This is a genomic window from Streptomyces sp. NPDC003038 (assembly GCF_040611115.1).
In the GTDB taxonomy this organism is placed as follows: Bacteria; Actinomycetota; Actinomycetes; order Streptomycetales; family Streptomycetaceae; genus Streptomyces.
Genome location: NZ_JBEXNN010000001.1, coordinates 38,791 through 56,676, shown reverse-complemented (window position 1 = coordinate 56,676; position 17,886 = coordinate 38,791). Strand labels below are relative to the sequence as shown.

The 17,886-nt window shown below is 72.5% G+C and carries 11 protein-coding genes and 1 pseudogene; 6 read left to right on the top strand and 6 right to left on the bottom strand.

The window, feature by feature from the left end; all coding sequences use genetic code 11:
• Positions 1-26: 26 nt before the first annotated feature.
• Together ABZX75_RS00230 and ABZX75_RS00225 are read right to left on the bottom strand one after the other, a co-directional pair.
• Positions 27-2,135: a PIG-L family deacetylase gene (locus ABZX75_RS00230; protein ID WP_355406156.1), complete on the bottom strand. Its 2,109-nt coding sequence runs from the start codon at positions 2,133-2,135 to the stop codon at positions 27-29.
• A gap of 415 nt (positions 2,136-2,550) precedes the next feature.
• Complete coding sequence (locus ABZX75_RS00225; protein WP_355406154.1) at positions 2,551-3,018, bottom strand: hypothetical protein; 468 nt, start codon at positions 3,016-3,018, stop codon at positions 2,551-2,553.
• Between the two features lie 399 nt (positions 3,019-3,417).
• On the opposite strand from ABZX75_RS00225, the gene ABZX75_RS00220 reads away from it, so the two are divergent.
• Positions 3,418-6,432 (top strand): bifunctional [glutamine synthetase] adenylyltransferase/[glutamine synthetase]-adenylyl-L-tyrosine phosphorylase, encoded by a 3,015-nt coding sequence (locus ABZX75_RS00220; RefSeq protein ID WP_355406152.1) that lies wholly within the window; start codon positions 3,418-3,420, stop codon positions 6,430-6,432.
• A 116-nt stretch (positions 6,433-6,548) separates the two neighbouring features.
• On the opposite strand, the pseudogene ABZX75_RS00215 reads toward ABZX75_RS00220, so the two are convergent.
• A pseudogene (locus tag ABZX75_RS00215) lies at positions 6,549-7,142 on the bottom strand (TetR/AcrR family transcriptional regulator C-terminal domain-containing protein); the annotation flags it as partial.
• Positions 7,143-7,441: 299 nt separating this feature from the next.
• On the opposite strand from ABZX75_RS00215, the gene ABZX75_RS00210 reads away from it, so the two are divergent.
• Together ABZX75_RS00210 and ABZX75_RS00205 are read left to right on the top strand one after the other, a co-directional pair.
• A complete protein-coding gene (locus ABZX75_RS00210) occupies positions 7,442-8,965 on the top strand; it encodes an APC family permease (protein ID WP_355406986.1) in 1,524 nt (507 codons plus the stop codon).
• On the top strand, positions 8,887-10,476 hold the full coding sequence (locus ABZX75_RS00205; protein ID WP_355406150.1) for an amidohydrolase: 1,590 nt from the start codon (positions 8,887-8,889) through the stop codon (positions 10,474-10,476). Before ABZX75_RS00210 ends, ABZX75_RS00205 begins: the two co-directional genes overlap by 79 nt.
• 22 nt (positions 10,477-10,498) lie before the next feature.
• Here ABZX75_RS00205 and ABZX75_RS00200 read toward each other — a convergent pair whose 3' ends face one another.
• The 3 genes from ABZX75_RS00200 to ABZX75_RS00190 form a co-directional block, all read right to left on the bottom strand.
• Positions 10,499-11,386 (bottom strand): phosphatase PAP2 family protein, encoded by an 888-nt coding sequence (locus tag ABZX75_RS00200; RefSeq protein ID WP_355406148.1) that lies wholly within the window; start codon positions 11,384-11,386, stop codon positions 10,499-10,501.
• Positions 11,387-11,527: 141 nt separating this feature from the next.
• Positions 11,528-12,559, bottom strand: coding sequence for a LacI family DNA-binding transcriptional regulator (locus ABZX75_RS00195; RefSeq protein WP_355406146.1), 1,032 nt, complete (start codon positions 12,557-12,559; stop codon positions 11,528-11,530).
• 24 nt (positions 12,560-12,583) lie between these two features.
• Positions 12,584-14,470: an alpha-amylase family glycosyl hydrolase gene (locus ABZX75_RS00190; protein WP_355406144.1), complete on the bottom strand. Its 1,887-nt coding sequence runs from the start codon at positions 14,468-14,470 to the stop codon at positions 12,584-12,586.
• A 221-nt stretch (positions 14,471-14,691) separates the two neighbouring features.
• Here ABZX75_RS00190 and ABZX75_RS00185 point away from each other — a divergent pair, with 221 nt between their 5' ends.
• From ABZX75_RS00185 to ABZX75_RS00175, 3 genes are read left to right on the top strand one after another with little or no spacing between them, the layout of a single operon-like run.
• A complete protein-coding gene (locus ABZX75_RS00185; protein WP_355406142.1) occupies positions 14,692-15,966 on the top strand; it encodes an extracellular solute-binding protein in 1,275 nt (424 codons plus the stop codon).
• 6 nt (positions 15,967-15,972) lie between these two features.
• Positions 15,973-17,010, top strand: a complete 1,038-nt coding sequence (locus ABZX75_RS00180) for a sugar ABC transporter permease (protein ID WP_355406140.1) — start codon at positions 15,973-15,975, stop codon at positions 17,008-17,010.
• 2 nt (positions 17,011-17,012) lie between these two features.
• Positions 17,013-17,852: a carbohydrate ABC transporter permease gene (locus ABZX75_RS00175; protein WP_355406138.1), complete on the top strand. Its 840-nt coding sequence runs from the start codon at positions 17,013-17,015 to the stop codon at positions 17,850-17,852.
• The last annotated feature ends 34 nt before the right edge of the window (positions 17,853-17,886 follow it).

The window sequence follows — 17,886 nt, the reverse complement described above, 5'->3', positions numbered from 1 at the left end:
CACGATGCGCGGCGCGGCGCGGGGCATCAGGGGCGCGGGACGGCGCGGTGCCAGGTGCTGGTGCGGGTGGGGTGGGGGGTGGCGGGGGCCGTGGTGATGTGGAGTTCCGCGTCCAGGCCGAGGACCGCCGTCGTGGTGGTGCCGGCCGGTTCGAGGACGGCCGCCGGGGCGCCCGCGTACAGCATCTGGGACTCCGTCCACGCCGGTGGGCCACCGAGGCCCGTGGTGCTGATGGTGCCGGTGTTCGCGCGGCCCGAGATGAGTCGGCCCGCGACGCCGACCGCGCCGTAGCCGGCCCGGCCGCCCGCCTCCGAGACGCTGGAGACCTGCGGCTTGCCGGGGCCCGCCGTGACCAAGGCGGTGCGGACCACCCCCGAGTCCGGACGGCGGAAGTAGAGGCGGACGCCCGCGCCTTCCGCGACCGCCGAGAGGGGGACCGTCGTGGCGGGCAGACCGGTCTCCGACGGCCCGGCCAGGGGCGTGCCCGGCTCCGGCTGGATCCAGGTGAGGACCGACTGCGTGGTGGTGGCGTACACGTGGAGCCGCCCGGCGGAGTCGACCGCCGTCACGGGGTCGCTCTGCAGGTCCTCGCCGCCCAGGCGCTGCCAGGGGGAGAAACCGCCGTCCGGCAGCTGGGTGCGGGCGCGCAGGGTGCGGCGGGAGTCGCGGAGGTAGACGGTGAGGCGGCCTTCGGCGTCGACGGCGGCCGAGGGCGCGCTGATCGCCGAGGTGCCGTGCTCGTCGGCCGTCTCGGGGGTGCCGAGGGACTGCCACGCGCCGAACGGGCCGTCGGGCGCGGACTGGACGGCGTACACGACCTCGCGCCGGTACTCCTCGGGCCGCTCGCCGAAGACGGTCCGGGTGGCGAGGACGGTGATGCGGCCGTCGGGGAGGCGTGCGGTGGTCGCGCCCGGGTCGATGCCTGTGCCCGGGAGGAGGACGGGCCCGGTCCACTTGCCCGCGGTGGCGGTGGTGGCCTTGGCGCCCGCATGCGCCGGGGCGCCCGCACGGGTCCAGTACGCCATCTGGCCGTCCAGCACGGAGAACGCCCAGAGACGGCCGGGCGTGCCCTGGATCAGCCAGGAGGTGTGGTCGGCGCGGGCGTAGCGCAGGGACTGGGCCCAGTTGTGGCCGGTGGGGTTGCCCGCGACCTTGCGGTCGCCGCAACCGGAGGGGCTGCCGCAGTGGTTCTCGCGGTCCTGCCAGGCGTACGTCCGCAGGTAGCCGGTCTTCGTCTCGGCGGTCTGCGGGTCCAGCGCGTGGGGGAGGGTGCCGTTGTGGTAGCCGAGGTAGCTCTGCACTGAGAAGTGCGGGCGGTCCGCGACCTGGGCGGCGTACGCCGCGGTGGCCGCCTGCGCGAAGCGGGCCCCGTACATGTGGTCCTGGTGGTCGGTGTACTTGCCGGTGTGGTCGTAGCGGCCCGGCGTCGGGTCCTGCATCCGTATCGTCGTCGGCCTGTACCGCTCCAGGATGCCGGCTATCGCCTGTATCGCCTGGTCCTTCGTGTACGCGTACGGCTGCTTGACCGGGGTGCCGGAGGCCAGCTGGGCGCCGAGCGCGGGTATTCGCCCGTTCCACAGGCCGCGCAGGCTGTCCGGGTTGTCCCCGGTCGTGCTGCGGGCTTCGCGCAGCTGCAGCCAGACGAGGTTGACCTCGGGCTTCGCGACGAGGACGTCGAGCTCGGCCTGGCCGCCGCCGGCGGTGGGTATGACCGTACGCTTCCACGCGCTGGTGCGGTCCCCGGTGGCCATCTGGGCGTAGGCGGAGCGTATGCCGTTCTGCCGGGCCTCTGCGTAGTGGGAGTGGTCCGCGGGCTGATCCGGGTCCTGGGCGGCCCCGCCGCGGGCCTGGTTGCGGCCGTCGGCCTCGCCCGAGGTGAGGTAGGCGGTGGTGACCCGGGTGCCGGCCGTGAGCGACCGGCTGAGGTCCGGGTTCATGAAGAACAGGTCGTCGTCGGGGTGGGCGACGATCTGGACGACCGACCCCGCCGTGGTGCTCGGGGGGACGGCCGCCGGATTCTTCTCCTGGGTGGCCTCGGCCGCGGTCTGCTGCCCGGTGGCCACGCCGAGCACGCCGGTGGCGCCGGCGGTGAGCACGGTGAGCAGAGCCGCGAAGCGGCGGCGGGTCAGGGGCATCGGCTAAGCCTTGGGGTTCGTTCCGGGCGGGGAAAACCGCTGAGCAGTCAGAGAGAGGCCACATCGGGGAACTTGGTTCACCGATTGAGCCGATGACTCCTGCTTTCCGAAATGACCGGACGTGATTGTGCCTTGTGCGGGTTTTGATCAGGGTATGTGCTCGAAGTGTGGACGGAGTTCGTCCGCCCCTTGGGTCAACCAGCGGGGCAGGGTGGGGTTTTGGGTGTGGTATGAGGCGTTATGTCCAATGTCGGTGATGGGTGCTTTTGTGGTGAATGCGGCGGGTGTGGTGGGCGTAGGGGTTGCCGGTACGTGCGGGTAAGCGCGATAAGTACGGTGATTCCCGCCACTTCCGCCCCTTCCGCCACTCCCACGGCTGCCGCGAGTCCGCCGAGGTCTGTGAGGTTGTTCACCTTCAGCCGGCCCCGTCGGTGGCGGTGGCCGGGGTGCCGTGCAGGTCGGCGCCGCCGTACTTTTCCCACGGGCCCCACGTCCCGTCCGCCGGCCGCACCCGGCCGCGCAGGGTGTACGCGCCGTCGCGGACGTACGCCGCCAGTTGCCCGGTGCCGTCGACCGACACCGCGGGCGCGCTGACGTCGGAGGTCCAGTTCTCGTCCGCGGCCTGCGGTGTGCCCATCGACCGCCACTCCCCGAACTCCTCCGACCCCGGCCCCTTCTGGAGGGTGTAGACGACCTCGCGCCGGTAGTCCGCGGGCTTCGCCCCGAGGGAAGTACGGGTACCGAAGGCGGCTATGCGGCCGTCCCGCAGGGAGAGCGTCGATATGCCCGGGTCCATGCCGGTGCCGGCCAGCGGAGTCGGCCCGTTCCAGCGGCCGATCAGGCCCACCCGGTGCCAGACGGCGACCTGGCCGCCGAGCACCATCCGAACCCTCGGGCTCGTGTCCTGCCGGGTCGGCCTGGTCGGCTCGGGGGTGCGGGTCTTCGCCCGGGTGGGGTGCCGGGTGCCAGGACCTATCGGTCGGCGTGCCCTGCGTGCGGCGCGTGCAAGGGGGACGGTGACGGCGGCCATGCCGACTGGGCGTCACCCGGTTGGGCCCGGTCCGCGCGGGGGTGTCCCTCGGACATGGGGCTCCTCGGGGCCCGTCGGCGGGGGAGCGGGCCCCATCGCGCGCTCTCTTCATGAATGATCGATTGAATCGTGCGGAGCATCCGGCAATCAGATGACCCGATGATCCAGTTCACGGTACGTGCCGGTGAGGCGAACGCCCGCTCCGGCTAGGCTCGCCCCAAGCACGCAGCCACAACCGCGGGAGGCGGCGGGATGACAGTCCCGGGACGCAGGAGCAGCACCGTCACCCAACTGCTGCGCAGCGGCTTCACCGACCCCTCCACCGCCGCCCGGCTGCTCGACGCCGACGCGCTGGCCGCCGTACGGGCCGATCCGGTGCTCATCGACGCGCTCGGCGCGACCGCCGACCCCGATCTCGCGCTGCTCGGCCTCGTCCGCCTCGCCGAGGCGCAGCCGCCCGAGGAACTCCCCGGGCTCCTCGGCACCCTCGTCAGCGCCAAGCCGCTCCGCGACCGGCTGCTCGGGGTGCTCGGCGCCTCGGAGGCCCTCGGTGACCACCTGGCCCGCCACCCCCGCGACTGGCAGGCGCTCGTCACGTACGAGGCCGCCGACCTGCACCCGGGCCTGCCCGACTTCGAGCGCGGGCTGGCCGACGCGCACGACCCCGTCGCGCTGCGCATCGCCTACCGCCGCTGCCTGCTCTCCATCGCCGCGCGCGACGTCTGCGGCACCATAGACGTCGCCCAGACCGCCGCCGAGCTCGCCGACCTCGCCACCGCCACCCTCCGCGCGGCCCTGCGCATCGCGAGCGCCGCCGCCCCCCAGGACGCGGCGCAGTGCCGCCTCGCCGTCATCGCGATGGGCAAGTGCGGCGGCAACGAGCTCAATTACGTCTCCGACGTGGACGTCATCTTCGTCGGGGACACGCCGAAGACCAACACCAACACCGGCGGCGCCGGCGTCGACGAGGGCAAGGCCCTCCAGGCCGCCACCCGGCTCGCCTCCCACCTCATGCGGATCTGCTCCGAGACCACCGTCGAGGGCACGATCTGGCCCGTCGACGCCAACCTCCGCCCCGAGGGCCGCAACGGGCCCCTCGTACGGAGCCTCTCCTCCCACCTGGCCTACTACCAGCGCTGGGCCAAGACCTGGGAGTTCCAGGCCCTGCTCAAAGCCCGCGCCGTCGCGGGCGACCCCGAACTCGGCGCCGAGTACATCGACGCCATAACGCCCCTCGTCTGGCAGGCCGCCGAGCGCGAGAACTTCGTCGCGGACGTCCAGAAGATGCGCCGCCGCGTCGTCGACAACATCCCCGCCTCGCAGATCGACCGCGAGCTCAAACTCGGCCCCGGCGGCCTGCGCGACGTCGAGTTCGCCGTGCAGCTGCTCCAGCTCGTGCACGGCCGCAGCGACGCCACCCTGCACTCCCGCACCACCCTCGACGCCCTGCACGCCCTCGCCGCCGGCGGGTACGTCGGCCGCGCCGACGCGGCGCAGCTGCACGACGCGTACCGCTTCCTGCGCGCCATGGAGCACCGCATCCAGCTCTACCGGCTGCGCCGCACCCACCTCGTCCCCGAGGACGAGGGCGACCTGCGGCGCCTGGGCCGTTCCATGGGCCTGCGCACCGAGCCGGTCGCCGAGCTCAACAAGGCCTGGCGGCGGCACGCCTCCGTGGTGCGCCGCCTCCACGAGAAGCTCTTCTACCGGCCGCTCCTCGACGCCGTGGCCCAGCTCACCCCGGGCGAGACCCGGCTCTCGCCGCGCGCCGCCGGCCAGCGCCTCGAAGCCCTCGGGTACGCCGACCCGGTCGCCGCCCTGCGCCACCTCGAAGCGCTCGCCTCCGGCGTCACCCGCAAGGCCGCCATCCAGCGCACCCTCCTGCCGGTGCTGCTCGGCTGGTTCGCCGACTCCGCCGACCCGGACGCGGGCCTGCTCAACTTCCGCAAGGTCTCCGACGCCCTGGGCAAGACCCCCTGGTACCTGCGCCTGCTCCGGGACGAGGGCGCCGCCGCCGAGAACCTCGCCCGCGTGCTGTCCGCCGGGCGCCTCGCCCCCGACCTGCTGATGCGGGCCCCCGAGGCCGTCGCCCTGCTGGGCGACCCCGAAGGCCTGGCTCCCCGTACGCACGAGGCCCTCGAACAGGAGGTCCTGGCCGCCGTGGGCCGCGCCCCGAACTCCGAAGCCGGTGTCGCCGCCGCCCGCGGAGTGCGCCGCCGCGAGCTGTTCCGCACCACCGCGGCGGACATCATCGGCTCGTACGGTACGGAGGAGAACCCGGCCGAGGAGGACCACGGAGCCCTCGTCGACCGGGTCGGCGGAGCCGTTTCCGATCTCACCGCCGCGACCATCGCCGGGGCCCTGCGCGCCGCGGTCCACGACCACTGGGGCGACACGCTGCCCACCCGCTTCGCCGTCATCGGCGTCGGCCGCTTCGGCGGACACGAGCTGGGCTACGGCTCCGACGCCGACGTGCTCTTCGTCCACGAACCCCGCGAGGGCGTCGACGAGCAGGAGGCCGCGAAGGCCGCCCAGACCGTCATCTCCGAGATGCGCCGGCTGCTCCAACTGCCCACCGCCGACCCGCCGCTGCTCATCGACGCCGACCTGCGCCCCGAAGGACGCTCCGGCCCTCTGGTGCGCACGCTGTCCTCCTACGCCGCCTACTACCGGCGCTGGTCCCTGACCTGGGAGAGCCAGGCCCTGCTGCGCGCCGAACCGGTCGCCGGGGACGAGGAGCTCGGCCGCCGCTTCATCGAGCTGATCGATCCGCTGCGCTACCCCATGGAGGGCCTGGGCGACGACGCCGTACGGGAGATCCGCCGGCTCAAGGCGCGGATGGAGTCCGAGCGGCTGCCGCGCGGCGCCGACCCCACCCTGCACACCAAACTCGGCCGCGGCGGGCTCAGCGACGTCGAGTGGACCGTGCAGCTCATCCAGATGCGGCACGCCTGGGCCGAACCGGGCCTGCGCACCACCCGCACCCGCCGAGCCCTGGCCGCCGCCCACGCGGCCGGGCTGATCCCGACCGAGGAGGCGCAGATCCTGGAGGAGGCCTGGGTCCTGGCCACCCGGGTCCGCAATGCCGTGATGCTGGTGCGCGGCCGCGCGGGCGACACCTTCCCGTCCGAGGCACGTGAACTGGCGGCGGTGGGCCGCTACCTCGGCTACGCCCCGGGCACGGCCGGCGAGATGCTGGAGGACTACCGCCGTACGACGCGCCGCGCGCGGGCGGTCATGGAGGAGCTGTTCTACGGGGCGGCGTAGGGCGTCGCTCCACCGGCGCTCCCCGGGGCGGCCCCCGGCGCGTCCCCGGTCTCCGGCGCGTCCCCGGCCCCCGGCGCGTCCCCGCTCTCCGGGGCCCGTGCGACCTCCCGCGCGGAGTCCAGCAGCGTCCGTGCGTACGCCAGGAACGCCGCCAGGGCCAGGTCGAAGGCGGCGTCCGCGCGGCCCGGCCCCACGGTTGCCAGAGCGCGGGCCAGCAGCGGAGTCCGCGGGGACGGCTCCCACATGGCCTCGGGGGCGGCGAGGTCGAGCGCCGAGCCCAGGATCAGGTTCTCCAGGCCGGTCAGCAGCGGCATCACCAGCTCCGCGCCGAAGCCGGCCGTCAGCAGCAGCCCGACCGCGCGCTCGTAGTGGTCGAGCACCTTCGGGGCCCGGACCGGAGTGGTCATCAGCAGCGGGATGGCCCGGGGGTAGGCGGCGAAGGCGGCCCGGTACGAGCGTGCCCACTCCTCCAGCGCCCGGTCCCACGGCTCCAGCGCCAGCGGGGCGTCGGAGATCTCCGCGCAGACCCGCTCCCGTACCAACTCCACCACCCCGGCCCGGCCGTCCACGTGGTGATACACCGACCCGGTCTGGACACCGAGCGCCCGGGCGATCTGCGGAACGCTGAACTCGCCGTGCTCCGCGACCAGTTGCAGGGCGGTCGTGGCGATCCGCTCCCGGTCGAGCAGGGGAGTGCGCGGCCGTGCCATCGGTTTTCTCCCGCCGTGAGGTCTTCCCGTATGCCAAAACGGGAGGCTACATTGCCGCGAACCGAAAGCCTTTAGGTTTCTGCTTTCCCCCTCCGCCCGCCGCCGCAGAAGGGTGCCTCCGCATGCCCGAAACGCCAGCGCCACCCGCCGGACCCACGGCCGGACCCTCCGTGAGACCCGCCGCCGTACCCACTGCCCCACCCGTCGCGAAACCCGCCGCCGCACCCGCAACCGCAGCGCCGGGTGCCACCGCCGACGCCCCCACGGCCAACGCCCCCACGGCCCCGCACCCCACCGCCCTGCGCCCCGGCGCCCTCGGCACCGCCGACATCTCCTTCTTCGTCGTCTCCGCCGCCGCCCCGCTCACCGTCATGGCGGGCGTCGCCCCCGTCGCGATCCTCCTCGGCGGCATCGGCGCCCCGGCCGGCTACCTCCTCGCCGGCATCACCCTCACCGTCTTCGCCGTCGGCTTCACCACCATGAGCCGCCACGTCCGCAGCGGCGGCGCCTTCTACGCGTACATCACGCGCGGTCTCGGCAAGCGCGTCGGCATCGGCGCCGCCCTGCTCGCGCTCATCGGCTACAACGGCATGGAGATCGGCGTCTACGGCCTCCTCGGCACCACCACCGCCGACACCGCGCACGCCCTGTGGGGGCTCGACATCCCCTGGCTGCCCGTCTCCCTCGCCGGACTCGTGCTCATCTGGTACGGCGGCTTCCGCTCCATCGACTTCGGCGCCAAGCTCCTCGGCGTCCTGCTCGTCGCCGAGACCGGGATCCTCGTCCTGCTGGCCGCAGGCGTCCTGATCAAGGGCGGCGCCCACGGCCTCTCCGCCGCGAGCTTCGCCCCCGGCGCGGTCCTCGTCCCCGGCACCGCTGCCGTCCTGGCCTTCGCCTTCGCCGCCTTCACCGGGTTCGAGTCGACCGTCATCTACCGCCGCGAGGCTCGCGACCCCGACCGGACCGTCCCGCGCGCCACCTACATCGCCGTCGCCTTCCTCGGCCTCTTCTACGCCTTCATCGTCTGGACCGTCATCCAGGCCTTCGGCGCCGAGGAGGTCGTCACGGCCGCCGCCGAGGACCCCGGCGGCCTCTTCTTCGCCGCGATCAGCACCTACGTCGGCCCCTGGGCCGCCGACCTGATGCACGTCCTCATCGTCACCAGCGTCATCGCCTCCCTCCTCGCCTTCCACAACGCCATCAACCGGTACGTGCTCGCCCTCGCCGAGGAAGGCGTCCTGCCGGCCACCCTCGGCCGCGTCCATCCCCGCCACCGCTCCCCGTACCTGGCCGGACTCGCCCAGACCGTCCTCGGCGCGGGAATCGTCCTCGGCTTCGCCCTCGCGGGCGCCGACCCGTACCAGCAGCTCCTGCTCTGGGTGAACACCCCCGGCATGATCGGCCTCATGGCCCTCATGCTGCTCGCGGCGATCTCCGTACCCGTCTACTTCCGGCGCGTCCGCCACGACGAGGGCCGCTGGCGGACCCTGGTGGCGCCCGTCGCCGCCGCCGTCCTGCTGGCCGCGGCGATCTTCCTGGTCGTCTCCAAAGTGGGCCTCTTCACCATGGCCTCCACCACCGTCAACACCGTCCTCATCGCCGTCGTCCCCACCGTCTTCCTCACCGGCCTCGGCCTCGCCCAGTGGCTGAAGACCCGCCGCCCCGAGACGTACGCCCGCTTCGCCGAAGAACCCTCCGCCGTAGAACCCCTCCCCGAAGAATCCCTCCCCGAAGGAGCAGAGCCGTGCCCGCTGCCGACACCGTCCTCATCGGAGCCCGCGTCCGCACCCTCGACCCCGCCCGCCCCGAAGCCCGCGCGGTAGCCGTCCGCGACGGCGAGATCACGGCGGTCGGCGAGGAGGCCGACGTACGGGACTGGCGCGGCCCCGGCACCGAGCTGATCGACCTCGGCGGCGCCACCCTCACCCCCGGCCTCACCGACGGCCACAGCCACCCCGTCTGGGGCATCGAGATGGCAGGCGGCACCGACCTCTCCCACGTCCGGGACCTCGACCAGCTGCGGGCCGCCCTGCGCGCCGCCGACCGGGGCCCCGGCGGCTGGGTCACCGGCCACGGCCTCGACCACAACGCCTTCGGCGGGCACCCGGTCGACCGGAGTCTGATCGAGGAGGCCCTCGCGGGCGCCCCCGCCTTCCTGCGCCTCTACGACGGCCACTCCGCCCTCGCCTCGGACGCCGCCCTCAAGGCCGCGGGCATCACCGGCCCCCGCGGCTTCGCCCAGCGCTCCGAGATCGTCTGCGATCCGCAGGGCCGCCCCACCGGCCACCTCGTCGAACACGCGGCGATGGAGCTCGTGGGCGCCCTGGTCCCCAAGCCCTCGTCGGCGGAGCGCCGCTCGCGCCTCGTCGACCTGCTCGCCGCCATGGCCGCCACCGGCCTCACCGGCGCCCACGTCATGGACCTCGGCGACGGCGACGTACCGGCTCTCCTCGCGACTGTCGAGTACGAGGGCGACCTGCCGCTCCGGCTGAACCTTGCCCCCTGGTGCATGCCGGGCGCCGGCGCGGAGGAACTGGCCGAACTGGTCGGACTCCAGCGGCTGGCCGGCCGCCACTGGCAGGTCGGCGGCGTGAAGTTCTTCATGGACGGCACGGTCGAGGGAGGCACCGCCTGGCTTGAGCACCCGGACTGCCACGGCCAGGGCACGGACGCCTTCTGGCCCGACCCGCACGCCTACTCGGAGGCCGTACGGGTCCTGGACGCGGCCGGGGTGCGTACCGCGACCCACGCCATCGGCGACGCGGCGGTCCGCCACGTCCTGGACACCGTGGCCGCGCTGGGCGAGCGGGCCAGGATGCGGCACCGGATCGAGCACATCGAGACCGTCCCCGACGACCAGCTGAAGCGGTTCGCGGAGCTCGGGGTGATCGCCTCGATGCAGCCGCCGCACGCCGGGTACACGCGCGCGGACCACACCGACGCCTGGTCGCAGCGGCTGGGCGACGAACGGGCCGGGCGGGCCTGGCGCTGCCGGGAACTGCGGGACGCGGGGGCCGTGCTCGCGCTCGGCTCGGACTGGCCCATCGCCCACTACGACGCCCGCCGGATCCTCGTCACCGCCCGCAGCCCGCTCGGCGCGGCCGCGTCGGGGCCCGCCCTGACGGGACTGATGGCTCTGGAGGGACTGACCTCGCACGCCGCGCTCGCGGCGGGGGAACAGCGGGTGGCGGGCCGGATCGCCCCCGGCCACCGGGCGGATCTGACGGCCTTCGCCCTCGACCCGGTCAGGGCCGCGCCGGACGAACTGGCCGAGGCTCCGATCCGCCTGACCGTGTCGGGCGGGCGGATCACCCACCGCGACCGCGGCGTCTAGAGGGGCCTACGGGTAGCGGGACCTACGGGCGGCGGAAGCGGTTCAACAGGGCGGACGCCGGATGCGGGCCCACGGGCTCCGGGTGGCGCGGCAGGTGGTGCGGGAGCGAGCCGTACCAGGACCGCGAGACGGTGTAACCGAAGGAGAGGCAGAGCATGCCGCCCACGGCGTCCAGCCAGAAGTGGTTGGCGGTGGCCACGATGACGACGAGGGTCACCGTGGGGTAGAGCAGGCCCAGGATCCGGGCCCAGGGGGCCGAGGCGACCGCGTAGATCGTCAGCCCGCACCAGAGCGACCAGCCTATGTGCATGGAGGGCATGGCGGCGTACTGGTTCGACATGTGCTTGAGGTTCCCCGACGCCATGGAGCCCCAGGTGTGGTGGACCAGCACGGTGTCGATGAAGTTCTGCCCGTTCATCAGCCGGGGCGGCGCGAGCGGGTAGAGGTAGTAGCCGACCAGGGCCACGCCCGTGGTGGCGAAGAGGACGAGGCGGGTGGCCGCGTAACGCCCCGGATGGAAGCGGTAGATCCACACCAGCACGCCGATGGTCACGATGAAGTGGAGCGTGGCGTAGTAGTAGTTCATCCCCACGATCAGCCACGTCACCGAATTGATGGACCGGTTGACGGTCTCCTCGACGGCGATGCCGAGGGCGCGCTCGACGCTCCAGATCCAGTCGGCGTTCGCGAGGGCGGCCGCCTTCTGCTCGGGCACGGCGTTGCGGATCAGCGAGTACGTCCAGTAGCTGACCGCGAGGAGGAGGATCTCGAACCAGATCCTGGGCCGGCGCGGGGCGCGCAGCCGGGAGACGAGGGTGCGCTGGGGCCCCGGGCGGGCCTCACTCTCGGTCACGGTGGGTGACGAGACATCCGTCCGGGTTTCCAGTGTCTTCACGCTCGCTTCACCCATGGGGAGAGAGTCTGCCAGATGCGTTCCCGCCTTCGATCATCCCCCGGGACGGTCTTCGGCGCAGCGGGTCCGCCTCGGGGAGGACCCCGAACCCCGTAGGGGTTACCGGCGGTCGGGCCGACGGTCGCTCGGCCGGGGGCGCTATGCGCCGCGCGACTGCCGGGGCCCCGAGGCCGTGGAGCCGCGCACCACCAGTTCGGGCAGGAAGACGAACTCGCTGTGCGGGGCCGGGGTACCGCCGATCTCCTCCAGCAGCGTCCTGACGGCCGCCTGCCCCATGGCCAGCACGGGCTGGCGGATGGTGGTCAGCGGCGGATCGGTGAACGCTATGAGGGGAGAGTCGTCGAAACCGACCACCGACACGTCCTGCGGCACCCGCAGGCCCTGCTGCCGGGCGGCCCGGATCGCGCCGAGTGCCATCATGTCGCTCGCGCACACCACCGCCGTGCAGCCGCGCGAGATGAGGGCGGCCGCGGCGGCCTGCCCGCCTTCGAGCGTGTAGAGGGAGTGCTGGATCAGCTCCTCGATCTCGGCCTCGCCGAGCCCGAGCCGCTCCTTCATCCCGAGCCGGAACCCCTCGATCTTGCGCACGACGGGCACGAACCGCTTGGGTCCGACCGCCAGCCCGATCCTGGTGTGCCCGAGCGCGGTCAGGTGGGTGACGGCGAGCTGCATCGCGGCCCGGTCGTCGGGGGAGACGAAGGGGGCCTGCACCTTGTCGGAGAACCCGTTGATGAGGACGTACGGGACGCCCTGCCCGCGGAGTTGGTCGTAGCGGCCCATGTCGGCGGTCGTGTCGGCGTGCAGACCGGAGACGAAGATGATCCCGGACACCCCGCGGTCGACCAGCATCTCGGTCAGCTCGTCCTCGGTGGATCCGCCGGGCGTCTGCGTCGCCAGGACCGGGGTGTACCCCTGGCGGGTCAGCGCCTGACCGATGACCTGGGCGAGCGCGGGGAAGATGGGGTTGTCCAGCTCGGGGGTTATCAGGCCGACGAGTCCCGCGCTGCGCTGGCGCAGCCGCACGGGCCGTTCGTAGCCGAGTACGTCGAGCGCGGCCAGCACGGACTCACGGGTGCCTGCGGCCACACCCGGCTTGCCGTTGAGCACGCGGCTGACTGTGGCTTCGCTGACCCCCGCCTGGGCTGCGATGTCGGCTAGCCGTGCGGTCACGGATTGGACTGTACCGGTCCCACGTCACGATGCCCACCAGGTGCACGAATCCGGCGGCAGCAACACCGTGCGGCCGTCCGTCTCGACGGGGGAGCTGGACAGCACCGGGCGTCCGGGCGCGGGGAGTTCGACCGGGGTGGGCCGGGTGTTGAGGGTGCAGGCGAAGCCGGGCCGGGTGAAGAGGAGCACGCCTTCCGGTGCGGGCAGCCACCGCATTCCGGAGGCGCCCGGCCCCCCGGCGGCCGGCTCGCCCGAGGTGTCGGCGGGCCCGTACCGACCAGCAGGACGGTCCTGACCGCGCTGACCGTCCCGGCCGCCCGCCCCGTGCCCACCGTCCAGACCCGCCTCCGGCGCGCCCAGCCCCGGCAGGGCCCGGCGCAGTTCCAGGGCGGCGCGGTAGAGCTCCAGGGTGGAGTGGGGGTCGCCGGTCTGGGCGGCGACGCTGAGCTCGCCCCAGCCCGCGGGCTGCGGGAGCCAGCTGCCGGCCGGGCCGAAGCCGTACGACGGCTCCGCGTCGGACCAGGGGATCGGGACGCGGCACCCGTCACGCAGCCCTTCCTGTCCCTCCTTCCCTTCCTGTCCCTCCTTCCCCTCGCGTCCCGCCTGCCCGGCGGGGCCCGGCCCCGGCTCCCGGTCCCCGCACCGTGCCTCCGGGACCTCCGCCCCCGCCACCGCCCTGGCCACCGCCCCGGCCCCGGAACCGGCCCGGCGCCCGCGGCGGAAGGCCGGGTCCTGGCGCACGCCGGCCGGGAGGTCCACCACCTCGGGGAGCCCGAGCTCCTCGCCCTGGTAGACGTACGCCGACCCGGGCAGCGCCAGCATCAGCAGCGCGGCGGCCCGCGCCCGGGCCAGACCCTGAGCCCCGCCCCCGTACCGCGTCACATGCCGCACGACATCGTGGTTCGACAACACCCACGTGGTCGGCGCCCCCACCGAGGCGGTCGCGGCCAGGGACTCGTCGATGACGGTGCGCATCGCACCGCTGTCCCACGGGCAGTTCAGGAAACGGAAGTTGAAGGCCTGGTGCAGCTCGTCGGGGCGGACGTAGAGGGCGAGCCGCTCGGACGTGGGCGCCCACGCCTCAGCGACGCCGATGCGCGGGCCCTCGTAGGAGTCGAGGAGCCGCCGCCAGGAGCGGTGGATCTCGTGGACCCCGTCCTGGTCGAAGAAGGGGAGGGGCTCGGTGCCGATGAGGGTGGCCTGAGCGCCGCGGCCGATGTCCGGCAGCCCCGGGGCCTTGACCATGCCGTGGGCGACGTCGACGCGGAAGCCGTCGACGCCGAGGTCGAGCCAGAAGCGCAGGACGGAGGCGAATTCGGCGGCGACCTCCGGATTCTCCCAGTCCAGATCGGGCTGCTCGGGGGCGAAGAGGTGCAGGTACCACTCGCCGTCCGGGGTCCGGGTCCAGGCCGGACCGCCGAAGACGGACTCCCAGTCGTTCGGCGGCTGGGCCCCGTCGGCCCCGCGCCCCGCGCGGAAGTGGTAGCGCTCCCGGGCGCCCTCCTCCCCCGCGAGGGCGGCGCGGAACCACGGGTGCTGGTCGGAGGTGTGGTTCGGCACCACGTCCACGATGACCCGCAGCCCCAGCGCGTGCGCCGCCCGGACGAGCTCATCGGCGTCGGAGAGGTCCCCGAAGAGCGGATCGACGGCCCGGTAGTCGGCGACGTCGTAACCGCCGTCCGCCTGCGGGGACACGTAGAAGGGGGTCAGCCACACGGCGTCGACCCCGAGCCGGGCGAGGTGGGGGAGGCGGCTGCGCACCCCGCTCAGGTCCCCGATGCCGTCTCCGTCGCTGTCGGCGAAGGAGCGTACGTACACCTGATAGATGACGGCATCACGCCACCAGCCGCCGCTCGCGGTCGCGTCGCTGGAAGCGCTTGCAAGACGGGAGGCGGTGAGCTCATGGGTCATATCGGGGTCAACGCGAGGACACGCCCCCTGGTTGCGGGCCTGACGAGTCGAAGGTGACTCGAACTAACAGCAAGCTGCGGCAACCGTACGGACACACGGATGTAACGATCAGCGTCTCTTGCAGAAAATTGCCGCAAGCTCTTTCGGTCAGCTTTCAGGCTTGTTACGTTCCCTGCAACTCGGGACCGCGAGGCGCGGCCGGGATCATCGAAGGAGTTCATATGCGGCGTGGCATAGCGGCCACCGCGCTGGTCGCGGCCCTGGCGCTCGCGGCGACGGCTTGCGGTGGTGACACCAAGGACGACGGCGGTGCGACCAAGGCCGGCGGCGAGCTTTCCGGCACGGTCACGTGGTGGGACACCTCGAACGACGCCGAGAAGGCGAGCTTCCAGAAGATCGCCGAGGCGTTCACGGCGAAGCACCCGAAGGTGACCGTCAAGTACGTCAACGTCCCGTACGGCGACGCGCAGAACAAGGTCAAGAACGCCTTCAGCAGCGGCTCCGACGCGCCCGACGTGATCCGCGCCGATGTCGGCTGGGTCGCCGACTTCGCCTCGCTCGGCTACCTCGACGAGCTGCCGGCCGAGACGGCGAAGAAGGTCGACTCCGAGTTCCTCCCGCAGGCCGCGGCCAGCGGGAAGTACGAGGGCAAGACCTACGCCGTGCCGCAGGTCATCGACACCCTGGGCCTCTTCTACAACAAGAAGATGCTCGCCGACGCCGGTGTCCAGCCCCCCACCACGCTGGAGGAGCTGAAGACCGCCGCCGCGGCGATCAAGGAGAAGACCGGCAAGGCCGGGCTCTACCTGCGCGGCGACGACTCCTACTGGTTCCTCCCGCTGATCTACGGCGAGGGCGGCGACCTGGTCGACGCGAAGACCAAGACGGTCACCGTCGACAACGCGGCGGGCGTCAAGGCGTTCAAGACCGCCCGCGACCTGGTCACCTCCGGCGCGGCGATCACCAACGCCACCGACGGCTGGAACAACATGCAGACGGCCTTCAAGACCGGGCAGGCCGCCATGATGATCAACGGTCCCTGGGCCGTCGCCGACAGCTACGCCGGCGACCAGTTCAAGGACAAGGCCAACCTCGGCGTCGCCCCGGTCCCGGCCGGCTCGGTCAAGGCGGGCGCCCCGCAGGGCGGCCACGACCTCGCCGTCTTCGCGGGCTCCAAGAACCGCGCCGCAGCGCACGCCTTCGTGGAGTACATGACCTCCCAGGACGTCCAGGTGCAGGCCGCCAAGGAGCTCAGCCTGCTCCCCACCCGGACCGCCGCCTACGAGCAGCCGGACGTCAAGGGCAGCGAGATGGTGCAGTTCTTCAAGCCGGCCGTGGACAAGGCCGTCGAGCGCGCCTGGATCCCGGAGAACGGCGCCCTCTTCGAGCCGCTGAAGGTCGAATACACCAAGGCGATCACCGGGGCGTCGACCCCCGAGGAAGCCGCCAAGGCGACCGGCGTCGAGTTCCGCAAGATCCTCAAGGGCTGGAAGTAACGAAACATGGCTGCTCACACCAGCCAGTCGGTGGCGAAGGCCGCGGGTGACGATGTCGCCCGCGGCCGGAGCCGCATGACTGACAGCGGAACCCGCGGCGGTCACGGGGGTCACCGGCCGTCCGGGCTGCGGCGCGCCCTCGCCACCCACTGGTACGCCTGGGCCATGGTCGCCCCGGTGGTGCTCGTCCTCGGCGTGATCATCGGCTGGCCGCTCCTCCGCGGCGTCTACCTGTCGCTGACCGACGCCAACGAGCGCAACGTCGCCCGTACGATCGGCGCCCGCGAGATCGAGGCCACGTACGAGTTCGTCGGACTCGACAACTACGCCGCCGTCCTCAGCGACCCGGTGTTCCTGCAGCGGCTGGTGTGGACGGTCGTGTGGACCGTCGCGTGCGTGTCCATCACCTTCACGCTCGGACTGGTCCTGGCGAACATGCTCAACCGGAACTTCCGGGGCCGCGCCGCCTACCGGATGGCGCTCATCCTGCCCTGGGCCGTCCCCGGTTTCGTCTCCGTCTTCGCCTGGCGGTTCCTCTTCAACCGCGACAACGGCATCCTCAACAAGCTCCTCGACGGCGGCGGCATCGCCGCCGTCCCCTGGCTCGACGACCCGACCTGGGCCAAGTTCTCGGTCATCGCCGTCAACGTCTGGCTCGGCGTCCCCTTCATGATGGTCGCCCTGCTCGGCGGCATGCAGTCCATCCCCGGTGAGCTGTACGAAGCCGCCGAGATGGACGGCGCGAGCGCCTGGCAGCGGTTCCGGCACATCACCCTGCCCAGCCTGCGCGCGGTGAGCATGACGGTGATCCTGCTCTCCACCATCTGGACCTTCAACATGTTCCCGGTGATCTTCCTGCTCACCCGGGGCGGACCCGGTGACTCCACCGAGATCCTGGTGACCCAGGCCTTCCGCGAGGCCTTCATCACGAGCCCGCGCGACTTCGCCGGTTCCGCGACCTGGGGCGTGCTGATCCTCGCCCTGCTCATGATCTTCGCGCTGGTCTACCGGCGCTCGCTGCGCAAGCAGGGAGAGGTGTGGTGACCATGACCGCCCGCACGCGGGGCCAGCGCGCCCCCCTCGCCTCCGTCGGCCTGCACGCCGGCCTGATCGCCGCGTCCGTGATCGCCGTCTTCCCGGTGCTGTGGATCCTGCTGACCTCGCTCAAGCCCGCCGAGCACGCGATCACGACGGACTTCGTCAAGGAACCGGGCTTCGGCAACTACGCGTACCTGCTGGAGTCGAGCCACTTCCTCAGCTGGTTCGCCAACTCCGTCCTGGTCGCGGGCGTCACCACCGTGCTCGGCGTGTTCATCGCCGCGACCACCGGGTACGCGGTCAGCCGGTTCAAGTTCCCCGGCATGCGGCCGCTGATGTGGACCCTGCTCATCACGCAGATGTTCCCGATGGCGATCCTCATCGTCCCGCTCTACAACCTGATGGGACAGCTCGGGCTGCTCAACCAGCCGGTCGGTCTGATCATCACCTACCTCACCATCGCCGTGCCGTTCTGCGCCTGGATGATGAAGGGTTTCTTCGACACCATCCCGGTGGAGATCGACGAATCCGGCCGCGTCGACGGGCTCAACCCCTTCGGCACCTTCTGGCGGCTGATCCTTCCGCTCGCCAAGCCGGGCCTCGCCGTCACCGGGTTCTACGCCTTCATCACCGCCTGGGGCGAAGTCGCGTACGCCTCCGCCTTCATGGTCGGCGAGGAGAACCTCACGCTGGCCGGCGGACTGCAGACCTTCGTCACCCAGTACACCTCCAACTGGGGTGCGATGAGCGCCGCTTCCGTCCTCATCGCCATCCCCGCAGCGATCTTCTTCCTTTTCGCCCAGCGTCACCTCGTCGCCGGAATGACCGCGGGCGCCACCAAGGGCTAGGGGGGCGTCTTCCGGCCGAGCCGGGCTCGCGCTG